The following is a 25,951-nucleotide window of genomic DNA, read 5'->3' on the forward strand; positions in this document are numbered from 1 at the left end:
TTTTGGGTTTCCAAAATAGTTAGTTGATCTAATTCTAATAGAATCTAATCATTCAACTTTTAAATAGTGACTTTTCTAAAACTAAGGCATATATTCTATCATTCAATTAAGATACCCTAGTAAATGATATTGTGTTTTTATTTCATAGGCAAATTGTTTTTTTGGTTAGTTAATTATTATTTGATTTTTATTGATGGTATAGTCTATATCATTAATTTCTTTTAATATTTTAAACACTTCTTCAATTGTTTCAACATCGAAGCTAGTCGTGATTAATTTTTCATCCAATTTCTTATTATTATTTATAATAACTACGTTATAGTGCCTCTCTAGTTTTTTTATGATATTTTTAAATGGTATGTGTCGGAAAATAATTTTTCCTTTAATCCAAGCTGTATACATTTCTACGTCAGCTTCTTCAATTGTAATTTCATTTTTACTTTTACCCCAATCTGCCTTAAATCCAGGTTTTAATAAGGTTGCGTTCTCAGGGGTATAGGATTCTTTTTTGTTATAAATACTTACCGATCCTTCTACTAATACCGTACTAATATCTTCATCTTCCGGATACGAAGAAATATTAAACTTTGTACCCAATACTCTTATGCCTATTTCATTTGCATTAACGATAAATGGATGTTTTATATCTTTAGTTACATCAAAATAAGCCTCTCCTCCTTGTACAAATACTTCACGATCTTTACCTTCAATGAATTTAACGGGAAATTTTAGGGACGTACCAGCATTAAGATTTACAACAGTTCCGTCTGATAAATGAACCTTAGAACGTTTCCCATAAGGGACTGTTAACGTATTATAAACTAAAGATTCTAAATTATTATCGTTGTTATATACTAATTGAGTTCCATTTTGAGATCCTACCACATTACCTTGAGCATCGACTATTTTACTAGAACCATCTTCATTTATGATTTCTATATTCCCATTTTCTAGTTGTAGCGTAATATTTTCACTTGGAGGAGTCATTTCTAAATCATTTTCAAAAACCCCATGTTGATAGAAGTAGCCTAGCCCCAAAAAAACAACTGCCACAGCAGCATATTTCATCACTTTATGAATTTTGAGCTTATAAAATATACGCTTGTCTTGCTTAATTTTTTCCATCAAGGCTTTCTTAACTCCTTTGCTATCAAACTCGTTCATATTCATATCTAGTGCATAATTTGTCTTTATATAATGATCAAAAAATTGAGCATTATCTTTGATTTTAAGCCAATTTGATAATTTTTCCAATTCTTCTTCATTTGCTCCATTTGTCAAAAATTTAACAATTATATTTTCAATTTTTTCATTCATTTGATACATGCTTCTTATATATAAAACGTTTGCCCTTTTTAATACCCCACGCTTCTTATAAAAATTATTTTTTATCTTTACGCTATCCTTATAATAACTCACACCTCTCAAACTTCTGAAAATCAAGCATTCAAATAACATCGAATTTTTAAAAAAGCTAAAAAAAGGGAATCAAGAGGCTTATAATTACCTTGTTGATATTTACCATCATGAACTTTGCGTATATGCTGGCAGTCTTTCACGAGATATACACACAGCAGAGGACATTGTTCAAAATGTATTTTTAAAACTTTGGGAGCAACGAGAAAAATTAAATTCGAAATTTTCTATTAAAGGCTTTTTATACCGATCTGTTTATAATGAGTTTATTGACCAATATCGAAAAAAAATGGCTCTAACCGTAGTAGAAGAATACTATAATAGCAGATTGAACACTATTACGGAAGAAGAGGATACAACTGAAATTGCAAATTTAATTACTTTAGTAAAACAAGAAATTCAACACTTACCTCCTAAATGCAAAGAAATGTTCTTATTAAGTAAACAGGAGGGTTTAACAAATGTAGAAATTGCGCAATATTTGAAAGTTTCTATAAAAGCTGTAGAACGTCAGATGACAAGAGCTTTTTCTATTATTCGTAAAAAAGTAGGCGAAAAAATGCATACCATTCTGTTTTTACTATTTGGTATGCATCCTAAACAGAATCAATTGATTTCAAAGCATAATATTCTTAAACAGAGCTTTACTTCTAGTAATTCTTTTCTTAAAAGTTAACTCTCGAATATAGAACTCGCATCTTTATAAATTCATTCAAAATTCAATAGTACCAGTTATATTTTAAAATGGGACACAAAAGCAATCTCGTTTTCTGTACCATTTTAAAATATAACTTGTATAACATATTATTTTGTTATTAAATGTTCAGGAAAATCTTCTATCTTTTCACAGCATATTTGTTCCATGACTTGTTGCAATTGTGTTTTTAAAATAGAGATTGTATGATCCCCCCCTTGGCTACCTAAAGCGGCAACACCATACATGAAAGAACGCCCCATAAAGGTAAACTCGGCACCACTTGCTAAAGACCTTGCAACGTCCGGGCCAGAACGAATACCACTATCCATCATTACTTTTATGTCATTGCTATACTTTTCTGCAATTCTGGTTAAAGGCTTTATTGTAGATTCACCGGCATCTAATTGTCTGCCTCCATGATTTGATACAATAATGCCATCTAATCCTAACTGAATAGCTTTTTCAGCATCAATTTCATTAGCGACACCTTTAAGTACCAATTTACCTTTCCACATGTCACGAATAGGCTTTATTTTTTCTTCATTTAATCTGCCGGAAAATGTTTGGTCCATAAATTTCCCCAACTGTTTTAAATCTAAATTTTTCGGCATATACGGTTTTAGAATTTCAAAGCTTGGTTGCCCATGCTTTAGAGTCTGCAAGGCCCAGCTAGGTTTTCCGAGAACTTGCAATATGTTTTTCATTGTCATTTTTGGAGGCATGGCCAATCCGTTTCTAATATCTCTTGGGCGGTAACCAAAAGTCGGTACGTCGCACAAGATCACTAAAGTATCATAACCTGTTTGTTCACACCTTTTTAAAATATCGTCTCGTAAACTATTTTCGGCTGGATGATACAATTGAAACCATGCCTTGCCTTCTGTAAGCTCACCAATCGTTTCAATAGAACTGGTTGTTACTGTACTCAATATAAAGGGTATATTGTGTTTAAAAGCTGCTTTCGCTAATATTTCAGGAGAATTAGGCCACATAAGCCCTTGTAAACCAACAGGAGCTATTCCAAAAGGGGCATCATAAACATGACCAAATAATTCTGTTTTCATATCAGATTTGACATGCTTACTTAAATATTCAGGAAGTAATTCTACGTCTCTAATTTCTGCAGTATTCTTATAAAGATTTACATCTTCATTGCAACCTCCATCTAGATATTCGAAAGCAAATTTGGGAATTCTTTTCTTTGCCTTTTCCCTTAAATCTTCAATGGATGGATATTTATAATTATAATGTAATTTCATATCTTTTAATATTATATTCTATGTTAAATTATATATTCTATCCATTAATAGCCATTTTTCACCTGGGTTGGCTATTGGTAATGCTTGTTGGTATTTCCACATTAACGTTTCCCATTCTTGTACTTTTTTATTCTCGGCATCCATTTTAGATTTTCTTTCAAAAGAAAAGCCATCATCAACTTCCATAATCATAAACAGTCGATTGCCAATACAATAAATTTCTAAGACTTTAATTCCCGAATTTATAATGCTAGTCGTAATCTCTGGCCAAATTTTTTCATGGTATTTTTTATATTCGGCAATCGATTTTGGGTCATCGACCAAATCTAAAGCAAAACAATGTCTCTTTAATTTTTCCATTTTTAATGCTTAGGCATGGTGTAAAACATCATCGGTAGCTTCATGTCTTTTATAAACTCTTAATCCGTACCAGGCAATATAAATAAAGCATAGTAGTGGTAAAATGAATGAAAAATTAACTTCAGATACGCCCATTATTTTTGTGTCAGCAACACCATTACCACCAGCATCTATAATCATACCTTGTAGCTTTGGCATTAAAGCACCTCCAACAATAGCCATTACCAACCCGGCAGAACCTACTTTAGACTGTTCTTCGGTTAGATCTCCTAACGCAATTCCGTATATGGTTGGAAACATCAACGACATAAAGAATGAAACTCCTACTAGAGCATATAAGCCTATAACACCCGTTATGTACATAGTACCTATTATTAAAACTATTGATAATACTGCAAAATACATAAGCAGTTTACCCGAACTCATAAAACGTAACATGTAAGTTCCAATGGCGCGACCAATAATAAACAAGAAAAATGCTACCATTTGATAGTATCCGGCAGTAACACTATCTATACCAATAGCTTCTGCATATTGATAAATGTAAGTCCAACACATAATTTGAGCTCCTACATATAAAATTTGGGCTAAAACGCCAAGAACATATTTAGTGTTTTTTCCTAAAGTTGCAAAAGTATCACCAATACTAGGCATCCCGCCTTCGTCTTTGGATTGTGGCATTTTGCTCACTAAAAATAAGACAAACACGCCTATTAACACGAGTCCTAAAATAACATAAGGATTACGAATTACTAATAAGTCGGAAGTTTTAATTAAAACTTTTGAAGCTTCATCTAAAGCACTAAAATCCTCGATATCATCCGATTGCAAATTTTTCAATACAAACTGTTGAGCTACAAATAATCCAGCAATAAGTCCTACCGGATTAAAGGCTTGGGCTAGATTTAAGCGTTGGGTTGCATTTTCCTTGGCACCCATAGCTAAAATATATGGGTTAGCAGCTGTTTCTAAAAACGCTAATCCAAAAGTTAGAATGTACAGACCTAAACAGAAAAACATAAAACTTTCAGATTGTGCTGCAGGATAAAATAAAAGTGCTCCTGTAGCATACAATGCCAGACCTATTAAAATACCCACTTTATAAGAATATTTTCTCATAAACATGGCCGCTGGTAATGCCATACAAAAATAACCACCATAAAATGCCATTTGGACCCAAGCAGCCTGAGAGTTAGATAATTCTAATACTTTTTTAAAAGCCTGAACCATAGGATCGGTTACAGCATTAGCAAAGCCCCATAAGGCAAATAATGAGGTGACTAGAATAAAAGGAATTAGTACCTTTTTAGATACTACTGGCATTTTTTTAATGGTATTCATATAGAACAGTTTTTATTTTAATAATTTTTTAAAATAATCATTTGCGATAGATCTAAGTGTATTTTTTCGACGAGCGTCAAATACTTCTATCTAAATGAGTATAGCCTCCATCAACATGAATTAATTGACCGGTGGTATGGCTAGACTTTTCCGACAATAAAAAGACAACCATGTTTGCTATTTCTTCTGTGGTTGTCATCCTCTTTTCTAAAGGTATTTTTTCTGTAATAGATTTTAGTTTTTCTTCAGGATTATCAAAAGTCTTAATCCATCTGTCATACAAAGGTGTATAGCATTCGGCAACAATAACAGCATTTGTGCGAATACCGTAAGGCAATAATTCTACGGCCCATTCTCTGGTCAGGGCATTACGTCCCCCATTAGCCGCAGCATAACCAGAAGTTCCTCCCTGACCAGTTATAGCCGTTTTAGACCCAATATTGACTATAGAACCCTTACTTTTTTTGAGTTCGGGTAATGCATAATGTGCCATTAAATAATAATGTGTTAGATTACGGCTTATAGACTGTAAAAAATCTTCATAATTTCCATTTTCTAAACCAACACCATCATTAACACCAGCATTATTTACTAAGCCATCAATTCTTCCGTATTCATCTACGACTTTCTCAATTGCTGCTTTACATTGATCTTTATCGGTAAGTTCTGCAAAAGCATAAGAAGCATTTCCGCCATTTTTTTTTATGACCTCCACAGCATCTAAAACATTTTTTTTATTTCTCCCTACAATAACAGGAATAGCATTTTCTGTTGCTAGTACATTACAAATACCGTTACCAATGCCTTTAGAGCCTCCGGTAACAATAATAACTTTATCTTTTAATTTTAAGTCCATTGGTCACAAGTACTGTATTTAATTATTGTTTTGTTATGACGCCAATTTCACTTGCAGAGAATCTTTTGTCGTTGTCTACAATTTTTAGTCCTTTTAATTTTATATATCTTCCTTTTAAGGTATTAAATCTAACAGTTTGTTTAATAGGACTGTTTTTAATATTTCCAAACTCTCCAGTAATTGCGGTAGTCCATGTTTTATTATTTTGACTCACGGAGAATTCATAGTTTGATACAATACCGTAAGGCCACCTTCCCTGTACAGGTGTATAAGTGAACCCTTCAAGTTGATAAACTTTACCTAAATCGATTACAACTTCATTTGGAGTATTCTCACCGTTTGATGCCCAACTGGTATTTGGATTATCATCAATTATTTTATGTGCATCAGTAAGTTTGCCAGAGCTTACTTTTATAACTTTCCAATCTTTTTTACTAATATCATAATGAATTGTTTTTGATACTGTCTGTTTGCTTTTTTCAGCATCATAGGCAATGACATTTATAACAGTTGGAGCATCAATCGAAAAAGGTTCATTATACTTATTTGATTTTGACGTAGGTTCTGTGCCATCGATAGTATAATAAATATCAATATTTTTATCTGCAACATCCATACTAACAAAACCTTTTTTATCCCTTTTAACGACAGGCTGTGTTAACAGATTTGGAGCTCTATATAGTTCTATATTCGAAATAAGAGGAGACGCTTTAGCACCAGTAATATTTACTCTTATTTTTGAAGCTTTAATAGTATCAAAGCGCAGTATTCTTTTCACCCCAATGGTCGTTTGCGTATCGATGATTACCCAGTTCCCATTTACTTCCGCTTCTACATTAAATCCATAAACGCGTTGCCCTAAATTAATATATTCTTGAAGCAAAATTCTATTGACTTCTGTGGGTGTTTCAAATTCAAGCGTCATAGAGGCTTCAGTAACCGTATCTTCCGTAGCCCAGTAGGTGTTTTTATCACCATCTATAGTATTACTTGCTTCAAAATAAGCCTTATTACCTCTAACATTGGTTGCTGTAACTTTAATGTTCTTAGCTATGTTGTTTGAAAAGTCTTGCTCTACTTGTTGCTTCAATGCCATTAATTGTTCTACATCTTTTTCATGTACCAATCCTCTATGATCTACAGGTAAATTCAACAATAAAGAGGCATTTCTACCTATAGATTGATAATAAATATCTACTAAATGTGATAATGATTTTACTTGAATATCTTCAGACGGATGGTAATACCAACCAGGTCTAATAGATACATCGCATTCTGCAGGTACCCAATGTGTACCATCTTCATGACCAGAACGAAGCTCTTTATATTTTGAATAACCAGGGTAAACTTCTTTTTTTCTTAATAAACTCCAATTGGTCTCATTAGCCCATCCTTCTTCATTTCCCACCCAACGAACGCCAGGGCCACCATCTCCGAAAATAACTGCATTAGGTTGCAATTCTCTTACAATTTCAATGGCTTTATCCCACTGGTAATAGGTTTTATTATCAATTTTACGAGTTTCATTAGCGCCTCCATAATATCCAGATCCACCATTGGCACCATCAAACCAGACTTCAAAAATGTCCCCATAGTTCGTTAATAGTTCTCGCAATTGATTGTGAAAATAGCTTACGTATTCCGGTTTTCCATACTGGGCATGATTTCTATCCCAAGGCGATAAATACACGCCCATTTTTAATCCATAGGCAGCGCATGCTTCTGATAAATCTTTTAACACATCGCCTTGACCATTTTTCCAAGGAGCATTTTTGACAGAATGCTCTGTGTATTTTGAAGGCCATAAGCAAAAACCATCATGATGTTTTGCTGTAATAATAACCCCTTTCATTCCTGCGTCTTTAATTGTTTTAACCCATTGTTTAGCATCTAATGCTGTTGGATTAAATTGTGCCGGTTTTTCACTTCCATCACCCCATTCCATATTTGTAAATGTATTCATATTGAAATGAATAAAAGCGTAATATTCCATATCATGCCACGCTAATTGACGTTCTGTAGGTATGGGGCCATATGGTTTAGGTTTTGTAACGTTTTGTGCACATGAGTAACATAAACCTAATAATAATCCTATTAGAAGGGTTTTTAGATAACTTTTTTTCATCGTTCTATATTAAATTTCTTCGCCTTGTATATGAAAAGTCCAGGCAAAAGAATTTTCATTCCAAGTATTTAGTAATATTTTAGGGATGGTAATTTTTATACCTTCATCTTCTACAAATTCCCATTGCAGCTTAGTTTCGTTTCCTATTAAATAGATAGAAGAACCAGCTTTAGGTTTTAAGTTTTTTAATGTGAATGTAGCTTCAGGTTTTTTTAGTGTCATAGCATAAAAATCATGACTCCCTTTTTTCTTTGTAAATCGAATGTGATCTCCCTGTTTATAATTTTTTTGTAACCGTTCTGTTTTATAAATGGCCATACCATTGGTTTTTAGCCATGTTCCCATATTTTTCAATCTTTGAACACTTGGCTCTGGAATAATACCTTCTGAAGTTGGACCTACATTCAATAAATAATTACCTCCTTTTGCTGTGACATCAATTAAATTATGAATTAAAACCTCGGTAGATTTCCAATTATGATCATTTTTCTTATATCCCCAAGTATCATTCATGGTCATGCAAGATTCCCAGTCAGTGTCGGCTGCTGTTTCTAAAATCTCTTGCTCAGGCGTTCCAAAATCACCAGCATAATCACTGTCTTTTTTGTTCATACCCTGCATACCTTGACGCCCTTTGTCTACACGGTTATTAATTAAAATATCGGGTTTTAATGACCGTACATACTGATACAGTTCTTTTCCTTGATCATGTGTAAATTCTTCTACCCATTCTCCATCAAACCACATAATAGACGGGGCATAATTATCAATCAATTCTTTTATTTGAGGTTTCATATAATTTTCTAAATAATTCGAGAAGTTTTCGCTATTGTTCTCTCGTTTATTAGGATCGTCTTTTAAGTAAGAATACTTCTGGGCATCTTCATGATGCCAATCCATAATAGAATGGTAGAGCCCAAATTTAATATCGTACTTTTTACATGCCTCCGAAAGTGCTTTTAAAATATCTTTTCCATAAGGAGCAAAATCTACAATATCGTAATTAGACACTTTTGAATCCCACAGCCCAAATCCGTCATGATGCTTAGAAGTAATAACGACATATTTCATTCCCGCTTCTTTCATGGTTTTTGCCCAAGCATCTGCATTGAATTTTTCAGGATTGAATTGTTTTGCAAAGGCCTCGTATTCTTTTACTGGAATTTGGCCATTTTGCATAATCCACTCGCCTATTCCATTAACTTGTTTGTCTTTATAAATGCCTGCAGGAACTGAGTAAACGCCCCAATGAATAAACATTCCGAAGCGCGCCTTTCGCCACCATTCCATGCGTTCATTAAAAGCTTCTTTCGATTCTTTTAAATAGTTAACTGGTTGCTGCTCTACTTGCACAGCATCCGTTTTTTTCTTGGTTTGACAAGATAAAATTAGTAGCATTATAGCCAGAAAATAGATTGTTTTTTTCATGTAAATAATTTATTTAATACGTTTTATTAAAAACTTCAGCAGGATAGGGCACTTGTTCATCTGTTCTATATTTATAGGCATTTGAGCCTTTACAGTTTTCAGGTAATTTGTTAAAATTGTTGTTAGCACTTTCAGTTTTTCTTTATGTGTTGATGACTATCTATTCTCTTTATATTATATTACATTTTCATAAATCGATTCTAAATCTAAAGGATCTCCCTTTTCTTTTTGTAACTGAATTAAATCTTTAAACAATGATTTTATTTTGGCTGAATTTTCAGGATCGGATGCCAAATCTTTTAATTCTAAAGGATCTTTCCCAAGATTATATAATAAGACTTGTTTTGATTTTGGGTATAAAATCAATTTGTAGTTGTTTTTTCTAATCATGCGTTGCGAACCTTTCTCATAAACCCCATAAATACTGTTGTATCTGCTTTGGCTTTGTGTGCCTTTTGCTAAATTGATAAAACTACTAAACTCAATATATTCTGGTTTTTCAACACCAGCAAGGTCTAATGTTGTAGCCATAACATCTTGTAAATAGATATCTGTGTTTACCTTTTTCCCTTTAGGTATGTCGGGACCGACTACCATTAAAGGCACTCTCATACTGTGGTCGTACATATTCTGTTTCCCCATAAGACCATGTTCTCCAATAGCCAAACCATGATCTGATGTAAAGAAAATATAGGTATTCTCTCTTAACCCTTTACCCTCCAACGCTTCTAAAATATCATTAATCTGATCGTCTAAATGCGTAGTAATAGCATAATATTCTTGCCTGTTTACTTTTACCGAATATTCCGTTCTTGGAAATGGCGCTAATTTTTCATCTCTTAAACTTTTACCAGCACCCATAGTCTCTGCATAAGGATATAAAGGCATATAACTTTCCGGCACAGAAACGCTATCTAAAGGATACATATCTACATACTTTTTTGGCGATTGTCTCGGATCGTGTGGTGCATTAAAAGCAATGTACATAAAAAACGGGTTGTCTTTTTTTGCAGCATGATCTATAAAAGACACGGCGTCTTCTTTTACCAATTCACTCCAATGTTTACCACCTTTCCAATAACCGCCAAATTCTTTTTTCCAAGGTTTCCATAAGGTGTCGTTTACATTTTGTGGACGGTTATATCCTTCAGGCGTATCATAAGGCATACCGCGAAGCACATGCCCTACATGATTAAAAATAGAATCAGCCTTAGCCTGAACGTGCCATTTTCCAGTCATATAGGTTTCATAGCCTTGGGTTTGCATTAATCTGGGCCAAGTTTTGTCTAAATCTTGATTTTTCGAATAATTCCCAGAAACTTGTTCAGCTCTCCACACAGAACGCCCACTAATCATCATGGCTCTGGAGGCAAGACATATAGCACCGTTCCATCCACCCATATTATAACTATGGGTAAAAGTAGTCCCGTCGGCTACCAATTTATCCATAGTAGGGGTTATAATTTCTTTATTTCCTAAAGCATGAACGGCTTTAAAGCTTTGGTCGTCTGAAAACAAGAAAATGATATTAGGCTTTTTGCTTATACCAATTTCAACCGTTTCTTTTTGAGCCTGATCTTTACAGCCTAAAAAGATAAAAAATACTAGTATTGTTAATCTTTTTAAATTTTTCATTTTTTAATTTTCTGTGTAGGCTTTTGCTATTTGCTTTGAAGTACCTAAACCTTCAATTCCTAATTCCATAACATCACCAGGTTTTAAATATTTAGGAGGATTGAATCCTAATCCCACACCAAAAGGTGTTCCGGTTGAAATAACATCACCAGGGAGCAAGGTCATATATTGACTAATGTACGAAACCACTTCTTGTACATTAAAAATAAAATCTGACGTTGATGAGTGTTGTAAACGTTCTCCATTTACATCTAACCATAATTCTAAATTATTAGGGTTTTTTATTTCATCTTTTGTTACAATAAATGGGCCTACAGGAGCAAAAGTATCACAGCCTTTTCCTTTACACCACTGTCCTTCTTTTTCAATTTGAAAAGCTCTTTCTGAAACGTCATTATGAAGTACATAACCAGCGATGTGATTAAAAGCATCGGCTTCTTCAACATATGATGCTTTTTTACCAATTACTATGGCTAATTCGACTTCCCAATCTGTTTTTTCTGAATTTTTAGGAATAATAACATCATCATTAGGTCCACATATCGCTGTAGTAGATTTAAAAAACAACACAGGTTCTTTTGGTACTGCCATACCAGCTTCTGCAGCGTGTTTTGCATAATTTAACCCGACACATACTAATTTTGAAGGGCGACAAAATGGTGATCCTAAACGGACATCTTCACTTACTGTTGGACAGTTAGCCTCATTAGTTTTCAACCATGTTGCTAAACGCTCTGTTCCTTCTGTTCCGAAGAAATTTTCATCAAAATCTTCTCCAAAAGCTGAAACATCTATTCTTGAACCATTCGCCAATTGAATACCTGGCTTTTCATTACCTGCTACTCCAAATCTTATTAATTTCATCTGTTTATATTTTTATTTTACCTTATACCTTGGCATGGTCGATGCCTAAAATATTTTATCTTTTTTGACTTTTTAAACGCAGCTTAAATGTTTCATTAACCATTTAGTTTGATGAATCCCCCATCTATAGGAAAATCTGTTCCTGTTATAAAAGAGGCTTCATCTGAACATAAATACAAAGCTAGATTACCTACTTCTTCTGGTTTACCCATTCGGCCTATAGGTTGTGTTTTTGATAAATTCTCAAACATTTCTGCCTCTTTGCCTGGGTAATTTTTATTGATAAACCCATCTACAAATGGTGTATGAATTCTTGCTGGAGAAATACTATTACAACGAATTCCATATTCTAAATAATCTTTAGCTATGGAATAAGTCATAGTTAATACGGCTCCTTTAGACATTGAATAAGCAAATCGATCTTTAATTCCTACTGATGATGCTATGGAAGCCATATTTAAAATAACGCCTCCTTTTTCTTTCATCTTGCTAATAACTGCATACATACAATTGTAAACACCTTTTATATTTACATTGTAAATCCGATCCATATCTGATTCTTCAGTGCCTTCTATATTTCCTACATGTGCAATTCCAGCATTATTGACTAAAATATCTATGGTATTATTTATAGACCCTAATACATTTTGTACATCTTTTTGATCAGAAACATCACAGCCGTGTGCTATTGCTTTGCCTCCATTATTTTCAATTTCTTTTACTGTTGCATTCGCATTATCTGAATTAAGCTCTAAAACATGTACTACAGCTCCCTGTCCTGCCAATGCTAATGAGATTGCTTTACCAATACCACTGCCACCACCAGTTACAATAGCTATTTTTTCTTTTAAACTAAATTTCATGTGTTTTTATTTACTGTTTTTATTGATCACATGCAACCTTTGATGATTTAAATAATCATTCCCTAGAGAGTTTAATAATTATTTTAATCATGTCGGTTTCATGTTATTACTTACTTATTAATGATTCCTCTTTTTGTATTTCTTGCCAAACTTTTCCTTTTGGAAATTCGTAATCTATCAAAGATTGTTTTTTCATTGTTATACTATACCCTGGCAATTTAGGTGGCATATATGCCCCATCTTTTATTACAACTGGGTCTAAAAAATGTTCGTGTAAATGATCTACATATTCAATAATTCTATGCTCCATAGATCCGCTTATTGCAATATAGTCTATCATAGAAAGGTGTTGTACATATTCACACAATCCAACACCTCCTGCATGTGGACAAACTGGAATTTTAAATTTTGCTGCCATTAATAAAATGGCCAACACCTCGTTTACACCACCAACTCTACAACTATCTATCTGACATATTTCAATGGCTCCGGCTTGCATTAACTGTTTAAATACCACTCTATTTTGACAATGTTCTCCTGTAGCTACTTTTATAGGAGCTACTGCTTTGGCAATTTTGGCATGTCCTAGAACATCATCTGGACTTGTAGGTTCTTCAATCCAATAAGGATTAAACTTTTTTAAGGATTCCATATTGATGATCGCTTCGTTTACGTCCCATTTTTGATTGGCATCCATCATTAATTGTATATCATCTCCAATTTCTTCACGAATAATAGCAGCTCTTCTCATATCGTCTTCTAAATCCGAACCCACTTTTATTTTCATATGCTTGAAACCTTCAACTTTGGCTTCTTGACATAAACGTCTCATCTTATTATCAGAATAACCTAACCAACCTGCAGATGTGGTATATGCTGGATATCCTTTTTCTAATAAAACATCAATTCTATCTTTTTTTGTAGCTTCATTTTGTTGCAATAATATCAAAGCTTCCTCTGGAGTAATGGCATCAGTAATATACGTGAAATCTATGCATTTTACCAATTCTTCTGAAGTCATATCTGCTAGTAACTTCCAAAGCGGTTTTTCTTCTACTTTAGCATACAAATCCCAAACAGCATTTACAATAGCTCCAGTTGCTAAATGAATAACTCCTTTTTCCGGCCCTAACCAACGTAACTGGCTATCTCCTGTAATCATTTTCCAGAATGCCCCCATGTTAGAAGTAAATTCATTCAACTTCTTTCCAACAATTAAATGAGATAATGATTGTATCGCAGCAACACATAATTCATTACCTCTACCAATCGTAAAAGTCAATCCATGACCTTCAATATTGCTAGGGTGGTCTGTTTTTAAAATTACATAAGCGGCAGAATAATCGGGATCAGGATTCATAGCGTCTGATCCATCTAAAGATTTACTCGTTGGAAAGCGAATATCTTTAATTAGAATATCAACAATTGTGATTGAATTTGACATATATAAAAATTTATTATGCCAAAATTAGTTTTTACCTTTTCATATAACCACCAATAATCGTGCTTATACTAATATTTTTTTTGCCTTGATATATAAACCCATCAATTTACTGTGTTTTTTATATAGCTAAGCCGATATAAAATGCATAGAATATTTAGAAAGTTCAAGGCAAAAAACGTAAGCATAGCCTAGTTACGGTGAGTATTTTTAACGAAGAAATTCGGTTTTTTACTCTGAAGATTCATGTTATTTTATATTGATTTAGCTATATATGTTTTTTAAGATATTCTGTTGGTGAGAACCCAGTTATTGTTTTAAATTGTCTATTAAAATTAGACACATTATTAAATCCTGATTCGTAACAAATAACTGTGATACTATATTTATTTTCTATAAGTAGTTTGCAGGCGTATCCAATTCTAATTTCATTTAAATATCTTGAAAATGTTTTTCGATTCACGCGCTTAAAAAAACGACTAAAAGAAGAAGGGTTCATGTTGGCTATTTCTGCTACATCATTTAAAGATATTGATTTATTAAAGTTATTGAAAATGTACTCATAAGGTTTATACAAATTTTTATTATCTGATTTTTTAAAGGTATCTACAAACCCAGTACTAGACAATAACTTATAGTTTTTACATTGTGATAAATCGTTTAAAATTTCTAAAAATTGAATCACTTTTTTAAAATCATCACCAGTAGATAATAATTCTTTAATTTTCTCAATGATTTTTGCATTTTTTTCTTCAAATTTAATGCCATATGATGCTCTATCTAGTAAGTCTAAAATGCGTTTCATTTCTGGATTCTGAAAAAAATTATCGCCTAAAAAACCTTCTTTAAAATGTATCGCTATTGCTTCGGCCTTTAATGTTGATGACTCTTCAAAATATTTATCATCGTTCAACCACATATGAGGAAGGTTTTTCCCGATTAAAACAATTTCACCTTTATCAAATTTCTCAACACTATCTCCAATAAATCGAGTACCTGTGCTTTCTAATAAAACTACCAATTCTAACTCAGTATGATAATGCCAAACCTTTAAAAAATATGGGTAGCTATTATAACTAATTGCAAAGGAGTTATTTTGGAGATTACTCCTATTAAGAAGTTTTGGCTTCATTATAATTTAACTTTTTTAACTTGAAACTCTTATTTGATTTATTTTAACTAAAAAATTCTGGCTGTGCACTATCAGGTTTAACAACCTAATCATGTAGTGATTGTAAAAAGCACTTCTATAGTTTAATTAATTCAAAAATACTATTCTAAAATTAAAAAATGAAGTATATCAGGGGAATTAAATTCGATCCACAGTATTCCTAAAATAGATAGACGCAGAGTTATAAGTTACTACTAAAAAGAAAAACTTGATTTCTCAAGTTTTTCTCTAAACTAACGACTAATTCAAAATAAACAAATAACAAATAAAAACTTAATCAATATAAAATTAAGGGTTCGGTTTATTTTTCTTTCCGCTAAGAAAAGGAAAGACTAGAATAGCACGAATTTATTTCGACTAATGACATGGCTAAATAGACAGAAGTTTGTATGCTTTTTTAACTTCAAATATTTGTAAGAAAGAACACGCTTAAACGCCCCACCCAGTCATGCTGAACACATGTTTTCATATTGAAATAGAAAGCAAAAAAGAGCTTTTTACGATTATTTCAAATAAGAAATGGTATTATTCTAAAGTAAACTCAATGCTTCTGGAATTCACCAATTCTTTATGTGAAATAAAATAATCTTTATATGGTTTACCATCAATACGAATGTTCTTAATGTGATTTTTATCTTTTGAAGTATTAGATGTAATAATTAGTTTATCATTTTTATAATAATTAGGATTTAAATGAATTGTAATTTTGTTAAAGTGTGGCGACGTAATGGTATAATTAGGTTCAGCTGGAGAGCTCGGGTATATCCCCATCATACTATAAATTAACCACGCAGACATCGTTCCTGTATCATCATTTCCTGGCAAACCAGCTGGTTTGTTAGTAAAATATTCCTTTATTAAACTAGAAACACGATCCTGTGTTTTCCACTCATACCCCTTTGCATAATTATATAAAAAAGGGTAGTTTATATCTGGCTCATTCGCCATGTCGAATTGTTTATTATTAAAAACAAGGTCTAATTGTTTTACAAACTGTTTTTTTCCTCCCATTAGTTTCATAAGCATTTTAATATCATGAGAAACCATAAAAGTATACTGCCAAGAATTACCTTCAATAAAACCTAGATTTTTTTCAAAATTGGCGCCAGTATTTGGATTAAAAGGAGAGAACCAGGAACCATCATGGTTTTTTGGTCTTAAAAGATTAAATTTTTTATCAAATAAATTTCGATATGTGATAGAACGCTTAGAGAACAATTCATAATCCTGTTTCTTGTTTAGTTTTTTGGCTAGTTGAGCAATTGCAAAATCAGTAATATTGTATTCCTGTGTCGTAGAAACCGATCCGCTTTTGGTGGTAGTCGTTGTTAAATAGCCCTTTTCTATATAATCTTTTATTCCTGGCCTTAAAGGGTTGTTTTCTAACTGCAAGGCACTTTTACGCATGGCTTCGTACGCTTTTTCAATATCAAAGTCCTGAATACCCCTTAAATAGGTATCTGCTAATATAATCCCTGCAGGGTCTCCAACCATAGTAGTCGTTTCCGTAGCATTTAATTCCCATTTTGGTAACCAACCACTTTCATCATAAATATTAAGCATACTTTTTACCATATCAGATTGTTGCTTAGGATATACCAAAGACATTAATGCATGCAGGTTTCTATAAGTATCCCAAAAGGAAAACACCGTAAATCGGGTGCCTTTGGTTTTTGCTGTTTCCCGTTTAGCCATGGTTGGATATTCACCATTTATATCGTTTAATGTATTTGGATGAATAAGCGTATGGTACAATGCTGTATAAAAAATAGTTTTGTCATCTTCTGTACCGCCTTCAACTTCTATTTTAGATAATAAATCATTCCAAGTCGCAGCAGTTTTATTATAAATAGCATCAAATGTTAACCCCTGTGTTTCTTTTTCCAGATTTTCACGAGCATTTTCTATGCTAACATACGAAACTCCAATTTTAACTTCTACAGTAGTCGGTTCTTTAAAATGATAGGTAAAGTAACTCCCAATACTATCTCCTATAACCTCTTTTTTATATTGTTTATACAAACGTGTTTTTCCATTATATCCCATCCATTGGCTTTCAATCCCTTTCGTTTTTTTAGGCGTATTCCATACACCAAAATCATCCGCAGGATGGCTAAATTTAGCTACAAAATAAACAGGATATGCTTCTTCTGGTTTATAATAACAAAAAGAACCAACATTACGCATACCTTCAATTTCGGTATCAGAGACAATTTTAATAACGGCTCCTTCTTCATTAGTCAAACCTAAACCTAAATTTATAAGAATGTTAGATTGGCCTTTAGGGAATGAATAACGACTTACACCGGTTCTCGTACTAGCTGTTACTTCGGTTTTTACGTTATATTTAGAAAGGTTTACGCTGTAATACCCAGGCTTAGACACTTCGTTAGTATAAGTTGTTCCATACTCTAAGTGATTCGTTTTAAGTGCTCCTGTAGTTGGCATGGTTAAAATAACTCCCAAATCCGGGCAACCGACACCACTTAAATTAACATGGCTAAAACCTGTTAAAAATGTATTTTCGTTAATATACGGATTAGACAACCACCGACTATCTTTTTCTAAAGGTAAATTTGGTGCTCCTGCCACATTGAAAGGAGAAACACTTACCATACCTCTAGGCGCTATCGCTCCAGGGTTTGTAGCTCCAAAATTTGATGTGCCAATAAATGGATTTACATAATTAACTGGGTTTTGAGAAAAACTTATTAAATAATTAAATAGCATTAAAAGCATTAATAGAAACCATCTTGCTTCTCTTTTACACCAATTTATTGAACTATTAAAACACATAATAAGGCACATTATTTTATTAATTTACTGCTGAAATCTTAAAAGCCCAAGCGTATTTAGATGCCGGGTTATTTTGCATGTTCTCTGGAATTATGACTTTAAAACCCTTTTCAAGAGCTACCCATTTTAAATTCTTTTTAGAACCCAACAAACGTATTTTAGCACCTTTTTTTGGAGTTATAGAGGCTACAACAATTTCAGAAGGGATTGTATTTTGGTTTTCCTCTGCTAAGTACATAAAATAAACCTGACCGTTCTTATTTTGAGTAAAACAAATATTATTCTCTTTAAATGGAGCTATTGGTTTTGTTTCATAAATGGCAGAACTATTTACATGCATCCAGTCTTCATATTCTTTTAATAAGTCGTAAGCGCCTTGCTGCCATGTTCCGTCTGGTCCTGGGGCAATGTTCAATAATAAGTTTCCTCCTTTAGCCACGACATCTATAAGGGTATGAACTCCCTGTCTGCCACTCATATAAGTCGCATTAGGCGTATAAGACCATCCACCTCCAGAAATAATACAGGATTCCCAAGGGTATGGCAACGTTTTTTCCGGCACTCTGTTTTCTGGTGTTAAATAATTCTGGTTTTTACCATGAACAGCTCTATCGACAACAATTAACCCTGGTTGTTTTTGTCTGGCTTTAATAACCAATTCATCCATTTTGATATCCTGATTGACCATGCGATGTTTTAAATAAGCTTCGTTATCTTTATTTAAAGTTTTATCGTACCAGTTAATAATTTCTTTCTTTGGAGCTTTTGAAACCCAACCACCATCTAACCATAAAATGTCCATTTTACCATAATCTGTCATGAGTTCCATAATTTGGTTATGGGTAAATTCGACAAACTTGTTCCACTTCTCTGGATTCTCTTCTGGGGAATAGTTTACATTTCTATCCATTGGAGGGTATTTTGGATCCCAATAATATTCTGAATGCCAATCAGGTTTTGAAAAGTAAGCTCCCGTCCATAACCCTTCATTTCTAAACGAATTAAATATTTCTTTGGCAATATTAGATTTTGGGTTTGACGAAAAAGGCGTACTTGGGTCTGTGACTTTATAGTCTGTATATTTTGAATCAAACATGCTAAAACCATCATGATGCTTCGTTGTAAACACCACATACTTCATACCTGCTCCTTTTGCTGCCTTTGCCCATTTTTCTGGATTAAACTGAGTGGGGTTAAAAGTATTCTGAAGTGCTTCATATTCCTTTTTATATACAAAATAATCATTTGGATTGCTTCCTTTTGTTCTTCTACACCAATCGTACTCTTCTGGACTGAGTGACCATGATTCTACAATCCCCCATTGACTATATGCCCCCCAGTGCATCAATAATCCAAATTTTATATCTTGCCATTCCGACAATTTTTCTAAAACTAAAGGGTCTGTTTCCGGGACATAACGTTCTTCTTCATAAATAGCCTGGGAAAAGCCTTGAACTGAAAACAAAAGGACTATGGCTACAATTACTTTTTTCATCTGATTATTATTTTTATTTTGAATTATTTAATGGATATAAATATTTTTTACTCTGATTTTTAAATGTATTGCTATCTGATTTTTCTTTTAAATGGACTGTTTGTATAAAGACACTAGTATTAAAGTTGTTTTTATTTTTTCAAATGTGTTTTATTTTGTAAAATAAACACCTCCTTTTTAAACATTGGTAGCCGAATTTAATCTTCTTCATAAAGTCGAATACGCCTATCTAATTACTTTCAATAACTTGTCCCTTTTCTCTGTATAAATCTACTTCTCCATCTAATAATACGGCAATTACAGTCACATCCTTATCTTGAACTTTTTCAGGAACATCTATATATAGCAAACCTGGCACAGCACTCCAATACTGTTTTCCAACAACTTTATGAGATAGTTTTGTGCCGTTACCAACAACCCAAATCCTATTAATCTTATTTTTTAGCCCTTTAATTAATAATGGTCCATTAGGCTTGTTATCTACATACAAATACAATATCTTTTTATCTTTTGATAAAGCTGTATATCCGTTAAAATGCCCGTGAGGAATGCCTGCTCTAGTACCATAAATAGCATCTTTATGCTTACTTGTCCATCTGCCAATACCTTTTAAAATATCTATTTGTTCTTTCGGAATAGTGCCATCAGCTTTTGGACCGATATCTAATAATAAATTGCCGCCCATACTAATACAATCTACTAAAATGCGAATAAGCTGATTCGTTGTTTTATAATTTGTGTCGTTTGGCTGATAGCCCCACGAGTTATTCATGGTCATACATAACTCCCAATAATTATTATCTGGTTTCGTAATGGGCACACCTTGTTCTGGAGTTGCATAATCGCCATAACCTTGCAGACGAGAGTTTATAATAGTTGTAGGCGTTCTTTCTAATAACAATTCACGAATTTCTTTAGCCTTCCACATGTCTGCTGATTGTTCCCAATCACCATCAAACCAATATAAATCTGGATTAAACGCTGTTAGTTCTTCTATTTGTCCAAAATTGAATTTTGTAAAAGCCTTCCATCTTTTAGCGTCTCCGGTATAGCGCTTTTCGTGTCGCAAAAAGTTAGGATAATCTGGGTGAGACCAATCTAATAAAGAATAATATAATCCAATTTTTAAATTTTCTTTACGTACTGCATTTACAAACGGGGTAATTAAATCTCGCTTCGCTTTAGTCTTATCTACCACATTCAAATTGCCATATTTGGTATTCCAAAGTGCAACACCATCATGATGTTTTGTTGTTATAATCGTATATTTCGCACCGCTTTCTTTTATTAGTTTACTCCAATATTCCGGGTCATATTTTTTAGCGGTAAAACCGTTTAGTTGTTTCATATAATCAGGATATGAAATATAATTGTTAAAAAACGACCAGGATTCATCTATACCATTAACCGCATAAATACCCCAATGTATAAAGACACCTAACTTAGCATCCTTAAACCATTCTAGTCGTTCTTCTTTAGTGAGCTTATTTTCCTGACTAAATATTTGACTACTAACTAATAATAGTAGCACTAAAGCTTTCTTATAATTTTTCATCTGTTTATTTTATTGTTTTTCAACGGTCATATGTAATCTTTGATAATTAAAATAATCATTGTTCTGTATATTTAAAGATTATTTTAATTATGTCAGTTTCATTTTTAATTAATTAAAATTTCATCAACAAACAACCAAGCTCTTCCTCCTTTAGGAGATTTTTCCAAACAGGTTGCTCTTACTTTTACAAATCTTACGGCTTGTTCTTTAAATTTTATTCTAAAATCTCTTAATTCTGCTTTTGAATTATGTTGAAAAGGACGTTCGATTTTACCCGCTTCTTTATAAGAGTTACCATCATTTGAAACAAATACTGAAACTGATGTAGGGAAATAAATATCAGGGCCTTGGTTTTCCATCGATCCAAGAATAACTTCACTTATTTCTTCTTTATTTTCCAAATCGATGACAATTTCCATATCTTCTCCTAGCCATGCTTGCCATTGACCATCGTGAAAATTTTTGGTACCTCTTAAACTGTTAACCATATTGTAAGCACCTGCCCCTTGATAACTGTTACTGTAAAGGGTCAAATATTCTGTTTTATGAGCTACACCTTTATGAAATTTAATAGTATCAATAAATACTTTACCAATTGGCTTACCTGCTTTGAATAAAGAGGCTTTCACTATGGTCGTTTTATTCAGTTCTATTGGATTATTATATTTTATCGGGTTTTCATCAATATTAGAGCTCCCCAGTACATAACGAATATCGGTATTCGTAAATTCATTTTGCAATGATAAACTCACCGATTTATCTTCTAAATTAACCGTCGTATTTGCAGTTACCAAATTGGTGCTTTTAGCATAATTTATTCCTAAATAATCATAGCGCTTAAACATAGTCGCTATTCTCTTAGAAAAATCATCCCAATTTCTTAATGCTTTAGGGCTCCAAACCGTTTCTGCTAAAGCTGCTAGCCTTGGAAAGATCATATATTGAGAATGTTCGGGCGTAGGTATATATTCTGCCCATAAATTAGCTTGACCTCCTAATACATGTGATGCTTCTTCTGCGCTCATAGTATCTACAACAGGATCAAACTGATAGACTTTACTCAGTGGAAGATAACCTCCTATTGCGAGTGGTTCTTCGTTTTGAGGCCCTTGGTAATGGTCAAAATAACAATGAGAATTCGGTGTCATAATAACATCGTGTCCCTGTTTTGCTGCTTCTAGCCCTCCTTTAATACCTCTCCAACTCATAACGGTAGCATCTGGAGCTAATCCGCCTTCTAAAATTTCATCCCAGCCTATTAATTTTTTTCCTTTTGAGTTAATAAATTTCTCCATTCTTTTAACAAAATAGCTCTGTAATTCTTCTACCTCATGTAAGCCTTCTTTTTTCATCCTCTTTTTACAGTGCGGACAAGTTTTCCAATTTGTTTTGGTAGCTTCATCACCTCCAATATGAATATACTTAGAAGGAAATATATCCATGACTTCTAAAAGTACATTTTCTAAAAACTGAAATGTGTTTTCTTTACCAGCACAATAAATGTCTGTTATGGGCCATACTCCTCCTGATGGCACTCCAATAGGGGTTTCAAAACAAGATAATTCCGGATACGCAGCAATAGCACTACTAACATGTGCAGGCATTTCAATTTCCGGAACAATCTCAACATTTTTTAATTGCGCATAGGCAACCAATTCTTTTAAATCTGCTTGTGTTAAAAACCCTCCGTAAGTTCCTTTTTCATTTGCTTTTACAGCTTCTCTGGCATTCCAATGTTTATCTTCCTGGTCTACTCTCCATCCTCCAATGGTTGTTAACTTAGGGTATTTCTTAATTTCTATACGCCAACCTTGATCATCTACTAAATGTAAATGCAATACATTCATTTTATGCATTGCTAAACCATCAATCACTTTTTTAATATACTCTTTGTCAAAAAAATGACGTGATAAGTCCAACATGAGCCCGCGCCATTTAAATCTAGGGTTATCTTTAATTTTTAAATTTGGAATTATCCACGCAACATCAGAAACCATTTCTGAGCGTTCTATATCTATCGGAAGCAATTGTCTAATGGATTCTAAAGCATAAATAAAGCCCGAATTTCCGTTTGCTACTATACTAATTTTGTCTGTGTTTACCTCTAAATTATAAGATTCGTTCTCTAAACGTTCATCTATTAAAAATTGAACATAATTTTTTTGAGGTGTCGTTTCTAAAACTTCAAGATTCCAACCTGCTACTGTACTAAACTTACTAATAAAAATATTTAATAACTCTTTTTGTGTTTCATTGGCTATAATGAATTTAGTGTCTTTTGTAAATTGAAAAGTACCTTTATTTAATATTAATTCTGTTGGTTTTGGAATAATTTGAATATCGCTTTCAGAAAACACTTTTTCTTTTGTACATGAACTTAAAGCAATTATTAATAGGATCGTTATTTTATTAAATACTTTCATCTGAGGGTTTTTACTGTTTTAATCAAAAAGAATTCCTCGAGGCTCAGCCTAAAGGATGGTTCGTTTCAAGAAATTTTTTATTTATCCCAAGTCATTTTAAATTTTGCATCTTCCATTCTATGACCTTTTTCATCATCACAAACAGCATAATTAAAGCCTGAACGCAAACTATACCCGCCATATTCACCTTGCTTATTCACGGCAATAAATCCAACTTGTAAATATTCCATATCCCTATGGTTTTTATGCTTACTGTAAATACGTTCTACGATTTCCTTACAAGCTTCGGCAGGAGATTTCCCCAACCTCATTTGCTCAACAACCATAGCACTTCCAGCTGTTCTAATGACTGCTTCTCCTAAACCTGTTGCAGCAGCTGCACCAACTTCATTATCTAAAAACAAACCGGCTCCAATAATGGGAGAATCACCAACCCGTCCATGCATTTTCCATGCTGCGCCACTGGTAGTACATGCGCCTGTTAAATTTCCACTTTCATCTAAAATCAGCATACTTATTGTATCATGATTTTCGATATTGATTACTGGTTTATATTTCGATTCTTCCAGCCATTTTTTCCAATCTTTTTCAGATTCAGGTGTTAAAAGATTCTCTTCTTTAAATCCTTTAGATAAAGCAAACTGTAAAGCTCCTTTACCGGATAACATAACATGAGGTGTATCTTCTAATACTTTTTTAGCGACAGATATGGGATGTTTGATTCCTTGTAAAAAGGAAACAGATCCACAGTCGCTATTATGGTCCATAATACACGCATCTAAAGTCACTTTTCCTTCTCTATCTGGTAAACCTCCATAACCTACACTACGCTCCTTAGGGTCGGCTTCTGGTATTTTTACTCCAGCTTCAACAGCATCTAAGGCTGAACTGCCATTTTTCAGAAACTTCCAAGCTTCTTCATTAGCTGGCAACCCATGTTTCCATGTAGAAATAATTAGAGGCTTCATGCCAGCTTGAGGTATTGCTTTACTCTCCTCTTGGGGCTCTTCCTTAGCTAGTTGATTACACCCCATCACAGTACTAACTCCAATGGTACCTAAAGCTGCTTTTTTTATAAAATCCCTTCTATCTGACATAAACTAACTATTTTAATGATGCTTTGGTTTCTTTAATAACTTGTAAATAATCATCGGTTAAAGCTGGTCCATCAAAAAATGTAACACCTTTAGCACCATTTTCTTTAGCTAATAATATGGCTTGTTTTAATTCTGCCGCAGATTTAAAAGGAGGCAAATATACACCTGTATTTATACCAATATTTTTAGCCTTTACATCATTGACGCCTTGCTTGGTAGCATATCCAATCCAATCTATTTCTTCATTATAAAAACCGTGATATATCATAGGATATACTTCATCTATGTTCCATTTGTCCCAACGTTGACGCACCATATGGTCTGCCATCTCTGGGTAAGGAAATACCGCAGCGGTTAATTTTTTATTGTGTTTACCTACAATTTTATAGGCATCATCGACTACCGATTTTATGGCATTTAATCTGAAATTTTTCCATTCCATATCAATCGCAGTATTTTTACTTTCTTTAGGGTTCTTGTGATGTATTTTTTCGAATGCATTAATACATGCATCACAATAACAAAAATCGAATTCAGCCATCTCTGTATCTTGCTCTAAATTATATTTTGGTAACAAACCAATAGGTAAAAAGATATCTGGAAAACGAATATAATCTAAATGCACACTCTCAATACCGTCTACTTTAGCCAAGCCTTCAACCAAACTTAAAACATGATTACGAGACGCTTCTCGCGTTGGACACAACCATTGGTAATAATCTACATAAGGGCGGGTATCGAAACACGATTTCCCATCTCTACTTACAATATACCACTCTGGGTGTTTCAAAGCCACAGTATCTCCTGGACGATTCATAGCCATAATCCATGCGTGCACTTTTAAACCTGCCTTAGCAGCTATTGGTACTAAACGTTCTAACTCTTTTGGGTCTGTTTCTGTGTTTATTAAAATTTCATCTATTCCAGCATTACTGTATTTTTCAAATTCTGCAGCATAATCTTCATTCGATTTCTCCTTTTGAGAGGTTATCCAAGTACCGAATTTAAATGTTTCTAATGCAGGTTCTAATTGAGCTATTTGAGAATTATTGTTTTCCTCTTTTTTCTGATTACAAGCCATAAAACTTAAAAGCAATACAACAAGGCATATGTAATTTGTTTTCATTAT

Annotated in this window: 19 protein-coding genes; 1 reads left to right on the forward strand and 18 read right to left on the reverse strand. The window is 33.3% G+C overall.

The features are described from left to right. Window positions 1-165: 165 nt before the first annotated feature. On the reverse strand, window positions 166-1,317 hold the full coding sequence (locus Q4Q47_RS01025) for a FecR family protein (RefSeq protein WP_303304796.1): 1,152 nt from the start codon (window positions 1,315-1,317) through the stop codon (window positions 166-168). 139 nt (window positions 1,318-1,456) lie between these two features. Between Q4Q47_RS01025 and Q4Q47_RS01030 the strand changes: the two genes are divergently transcribed. After that, a complete protein-coding gene (locus Q4Q47_RS01030; RefSeq protein WP_303308430.1) occupies window positions 1,457-2,092 on the forward strand; it encodes an RNA polymerase sigma factor in 636 nt (211 codons plus the stop codon). A 128-nt stretch (window positions 2,093-2,220) separates the two neighbouring features. Here the strand turns inward: Q4Q47_RS01030 and Q4Q47_RS01035 are convergent, their stop codons facing one another. From Q4Q47_RS01035 to Q4Q47_RS01115, 17 genes are all read right to left on the reverse strand, one after another. Beyond that, window positions 2,221-3,372: an alpha-hydroxy acid oxidase gene (locus Q4Q47_RS01035; protein ID WP_303304797.1), complete on the reverse strand. Its 1,152-nt coding sequence runs from the start codon at window positions 3,370-3,372 to the stop codon at window positions 2,221-2,223. A gap of 18 nt (window positions 3,373-3,390) precedes the next feature. Beyond that, the gene (locus Q4Q47_RS01040; RefSeq protein WP_303304798.1) at window positions 3,391-3,732 is read right to left on the reverse strand and encodes an L-rhamnose mutarotase; all 342 of its coding nucleotides are present in this window, start codon (window positions 3,730-3,732) and stop codon (window positions 3,391-3,393) included. Between the two features lie 9 nt (window positions 3,733-3,741). Further along, complete coding sequence (gene fucP, locus Q4Q47_RS01045; RefSeq protein WP_303304799.1) at window positions 3,742-5,073, reverse strand: L-fucose:H+ symporter permease; 1,332 nt, start codon at window positions 5,071-5,073, stop codon at window positions 3,742-3,744. A 76-nt stretch (window positions 5,074-5,149) separates the two neighbouring features. After that, complete coding sequence (locus Q4Q47_RS01050; RefSeq protein WP_303304800.1) at window positions 5,150-5,929, reverse strand: L-fucose dehydrogenase; 780 nt, start codon at window positions 5,927-5,929, stop codon at window positions 5,150-5,152. 22 nt (window positions 5,930-5,951) lie between these two features. Further along, window positions 5,952-8,054, reverse strand: coding sequence for an alpha-L-fucosidase (locus tag Q4Q47_RS01055; protein WP_303304801.1), 2,103 nt, complete (start codon window positions 8,052-8,054; stop codon window positions 5,952-5,954). A 9-nt stretch (window positions 8,055-8,063) separates the two neighbouring features. Further along, window positions 8,064-9,482: an alpha-L-fucosidase gene (locus Q4Q47_RS01060; RefSeq protein ID WP_303304802.1), complete on the reverse strand. Its 1,419-nt coding sequence runs from the start codon at window positions 9,480-9,482 to the stop codon at window positions 8,064-8,066. A 174-nt stretch (window positions 9,483-9,656) separates the two neighbouring features. Then, window positions 9,657-11,117, reverse strand: coding sequence for a sulfatase-like hydrolase/transferase (locus Q4Q47_RS01065; RefSeq protein WP_303304803.1), 1,461 nt, complete (start codon window positions 11,115-11,117; stop codon window positions 9,657-9,659). Window positions 11,118-11,120: 3 nt separating this feature from the next. After that, window positions 11,121-11,981, reverse strand: a complete 861-nt coding sequence (locus Q4Q47_RS01070; protein WP_303304804.1) for a fumarylacetoacetate hydrolase family protein — start codon at window positions 11,979-11,981, stop codon at window positions 11,121-11,123. A gap of 95 nt (window positions 11,982-12,076) precedes the next feature. Then, window positions 12,077-12,844, reverse strand: a complete 768-nt coding sequence (locus Q4Q47_RS01075) for an SDR family NAD(P)-dependent oxidoreductase (RefSeq protein WP_303304805.1) — start codon at window positions 12,842-12,844, stop codon at window positions 12,077-12,079. A 106-nt stretch (window positions 12,845-12,950) separates the two neighbouring features. Next, window positions 12,951-14,288: an L-fuconate dehydratase gene (locus Q4Q47_RS01080; RefSeq protein WP_303304806.1), complete on the reverse strand. Its 1,338-nt coding sequence runs from the start codon at window positions 14,286-14,288 to the stop codon at window positions 12,951-12,953. Window positions 14,289-14,553: 265 nt separating this feature from the next. Continuing rightward, entirely contained in the window at window positions 14,554-15,417 is an 864-nt protein-coding gene (locus Q4Q47_RS01085) for an AraC family transcriptional regulator (protein WP_303304807.1), read from the reverse strand. Window positions 15,418-15,981: 564 nt separating this feature from the next. Beyond that, complete coding sequence (locus Q4Q47_RS01090; RefSeq protein ID WP_331497667.1) at window positions 15,982-18,252, reverse strand: GH92 family glycosyl hydrolase; 2,271 nt, start codon at window positions 18,250-18,252, stop codon at window positions 15,982-15,984. 19 nt (window positions 18,253-18,271) lie between these two features. Next, a complete protein-coding gene (locus Q4Q47_RS01095) occupies window positions 18,272-19,747 on the reverse strand; it encodes an alpha-L-fucosidase (protein WP_303304808.1) in 1,476 nt (491 codons plus the stop codon). A gap of 229 nt (window positions 19,748-19,976) precedes the next feature. Continuing rightward, complete coding sequence (locus tag Q4Q47_RS01100) at window positions 19,977-21,302, reverse strand: alpha-L-fucosidase (RefSeq protein ID WP_303304809.1); 1,326 nt, start codon at window positions 21,300-21,302, stop codon at window positions 19,977-19,979. 104 nt (window positions 21,303-21,406) lie between these two features. Further along, window positions 21,407-23,725 (reverse strand): glycoside hydrolase family 20 protein, encoded by a 2,319-nt coding sequence (locus tag Q4Q47_RS01105; protein WP_303304810.1) that lies wholly within the window; start codon window positions 23,723-23,725, stop codon window positions 21,407-21,409. A gap of 77 nt (window positions 23,726-23,802) precedes the next feature. Continuing rightward, the gene (locus Q4Q47_RS01110; RefSeq protein WP_303304811.1) at window positions 23,803-24,822 is read right to left on the reverse strand and encodes an isoaspartyl peptidase/L-asparaginase family protein; all 1,020 of its coding nucleotides are present in this window, start codon (window positions 24,820-24,822) and stop codon (window positions 23,803-23,805) included. Window positions 24,823-24,829: 7 nt separating this feature from the next. Next, window positions 24,830-25,948, reverse strand: coding sequence for a putative glycoside hydrolase (locus tag Q4Q47_RS01115; protein ID WP_303304812.1), 1,119 nt, complete (start codon window positions 25,946-25,948; stop codon window positions 24,830-24,832). Between the last annotated feature and the right edge of the window lie 3 nt (window positions 25,949-25,951).

This window comes from Flavivirga spongiicola (assembly GCF_030540825.1).
Taxonomy (GTDB): Bacteria; Bacteroidota; Bacteroidia; order Flavobacteriales; family Flavobacteriaceae; genus Flavivirga; species Flavivirga spongiicola.

Bases quoted from the DNA above. Each gene is read 5' to 3' on its own strand.
- Q4Q47_RS01025 (WP_303304796.1), bottom strand. From the start codon at position 1,317: ATGAATGAAAAAATTGAAAATATAATTGTTAAATTTTTGACAAATGGA.
- Q4Q47_RS01035 (WP_303304797.1), bottom strand. From the start codon at position 3,372: ATGAAATTACATTATAATTATAAATATCCATCCATTGAAGATTTAAGG.
- Q4Q47_RS01040 (WP_303304798.1), bottom strand. From the start codon at position 3,732: ATGGAAAAATTAAAGAGACATTGTTTTGCTTTAGATTTGGTCGATGAC.
- fucP (WP_303304799.1), bottom strand. From the start codon at position 5,073: ATGAATACCATTAAAAAAATGCCAGTAGTATCTAAAAAGGTACTAATT.
- Q4Q47_RS01050 (WP_303304800.1), bottom strand. From the start codon at position 5,929: ATGGACTTAAAATTAAAAGATAAAGTTATTATTGTTACCGGAGGCTCT.
- Q4Q47_RS01055 (WP_303304801.1), bottom strand. From the start codon at position 8,054: ATGAAAAAAAGTTATCTAAAAACCCTTCTAATAGGATTATTATTAGGT.
- Q4Q47_RS01060 (WP_303304802.1), bottom strand. From the start codon at position 9,482: ATGAAAAAAACAATCTATTTTCTGGCTATAATGCTACTAATTTTATCT.
- Q4Q47_RS01065 (WP_303304803.1), bottom strand. From the start codon at position 11,117: ATGAAAAATTTAAAAAGATTAACAATACTAGTATTTTTTATCTTTTTA.
- Q4Q47_RS01070 (WP_303304804.1), bottom strand. From the start codon at position 11,981: ATGAAATTAATAAGATTTGGAGTAGCAGGTAATGAAAAGCCAGGTATT.
- Q4Q47_RS01075 (WP_303304805.1), bottom strand. From the start codon at position 12,844: ATGAAATTTAGTTTAAAAGAAAAAATAGCTATTGTAACTGGTGGTGGC.
- Q4Q47_RS01080 (WP_303304806.1), bottom strand. From the start codon at position 14,288: ATGTCAAATTCAATCACAATTGTTGATATTCTAATTAAAGATATTCGC.
- Q4Q47_RS01085 (WP_303304807.1), bottom strand. From the start codon at position 15,417: ATGAAGCCAAAACTTCTTAATAGGAGTAATCTCCAAAATAACTCCTTT.
- Q4Q47_RS01090 (WP_331497667.1), bottom strand. From the start codon at position 18,252: ATGTGTTTTAATAGTTCAATAAATTGGTGTAAAAGAGAAGCAAGATGG.
- Q4Q47_RS01095 (WP_303304808.1), bottom strand. From the start codon at position 19,747: ATGAAAAAAGTAATTGTAGCCATAGTCCTTTTGTTTTCAGTTCAAGGC.
- Q4Q47_RS01100 (WP_303304809.1), bottom strand. From the start codon at position 21,302: ATGAAAAATTATAAGAAAGCTTTAGTGCTACTATTATTAGTTAGTAGT.
- Q4Q47_RS01105 (WP_303304810.1), bottom strand. From the start codon at position 23,725: ATGAAAGTATTTAATAAAATAACGATCCTATTAATAATTGCTTTAAGT.
- Q4Q47_RS01110 (WP_303304811.1), bottom strand. From the start codon at position 24,822: ATGTCAGATAGAAGGGATTTTATAAAAAAAGCAGCTTTAGGTACCATT.
- Q4Q47_RS01115 (WP_303304812.1), bottom strand. From the start codon at position 25,948: ATGAAAACAAATTACATATGCCTTGTTGTATTGCTTTTAAGTTTTATG.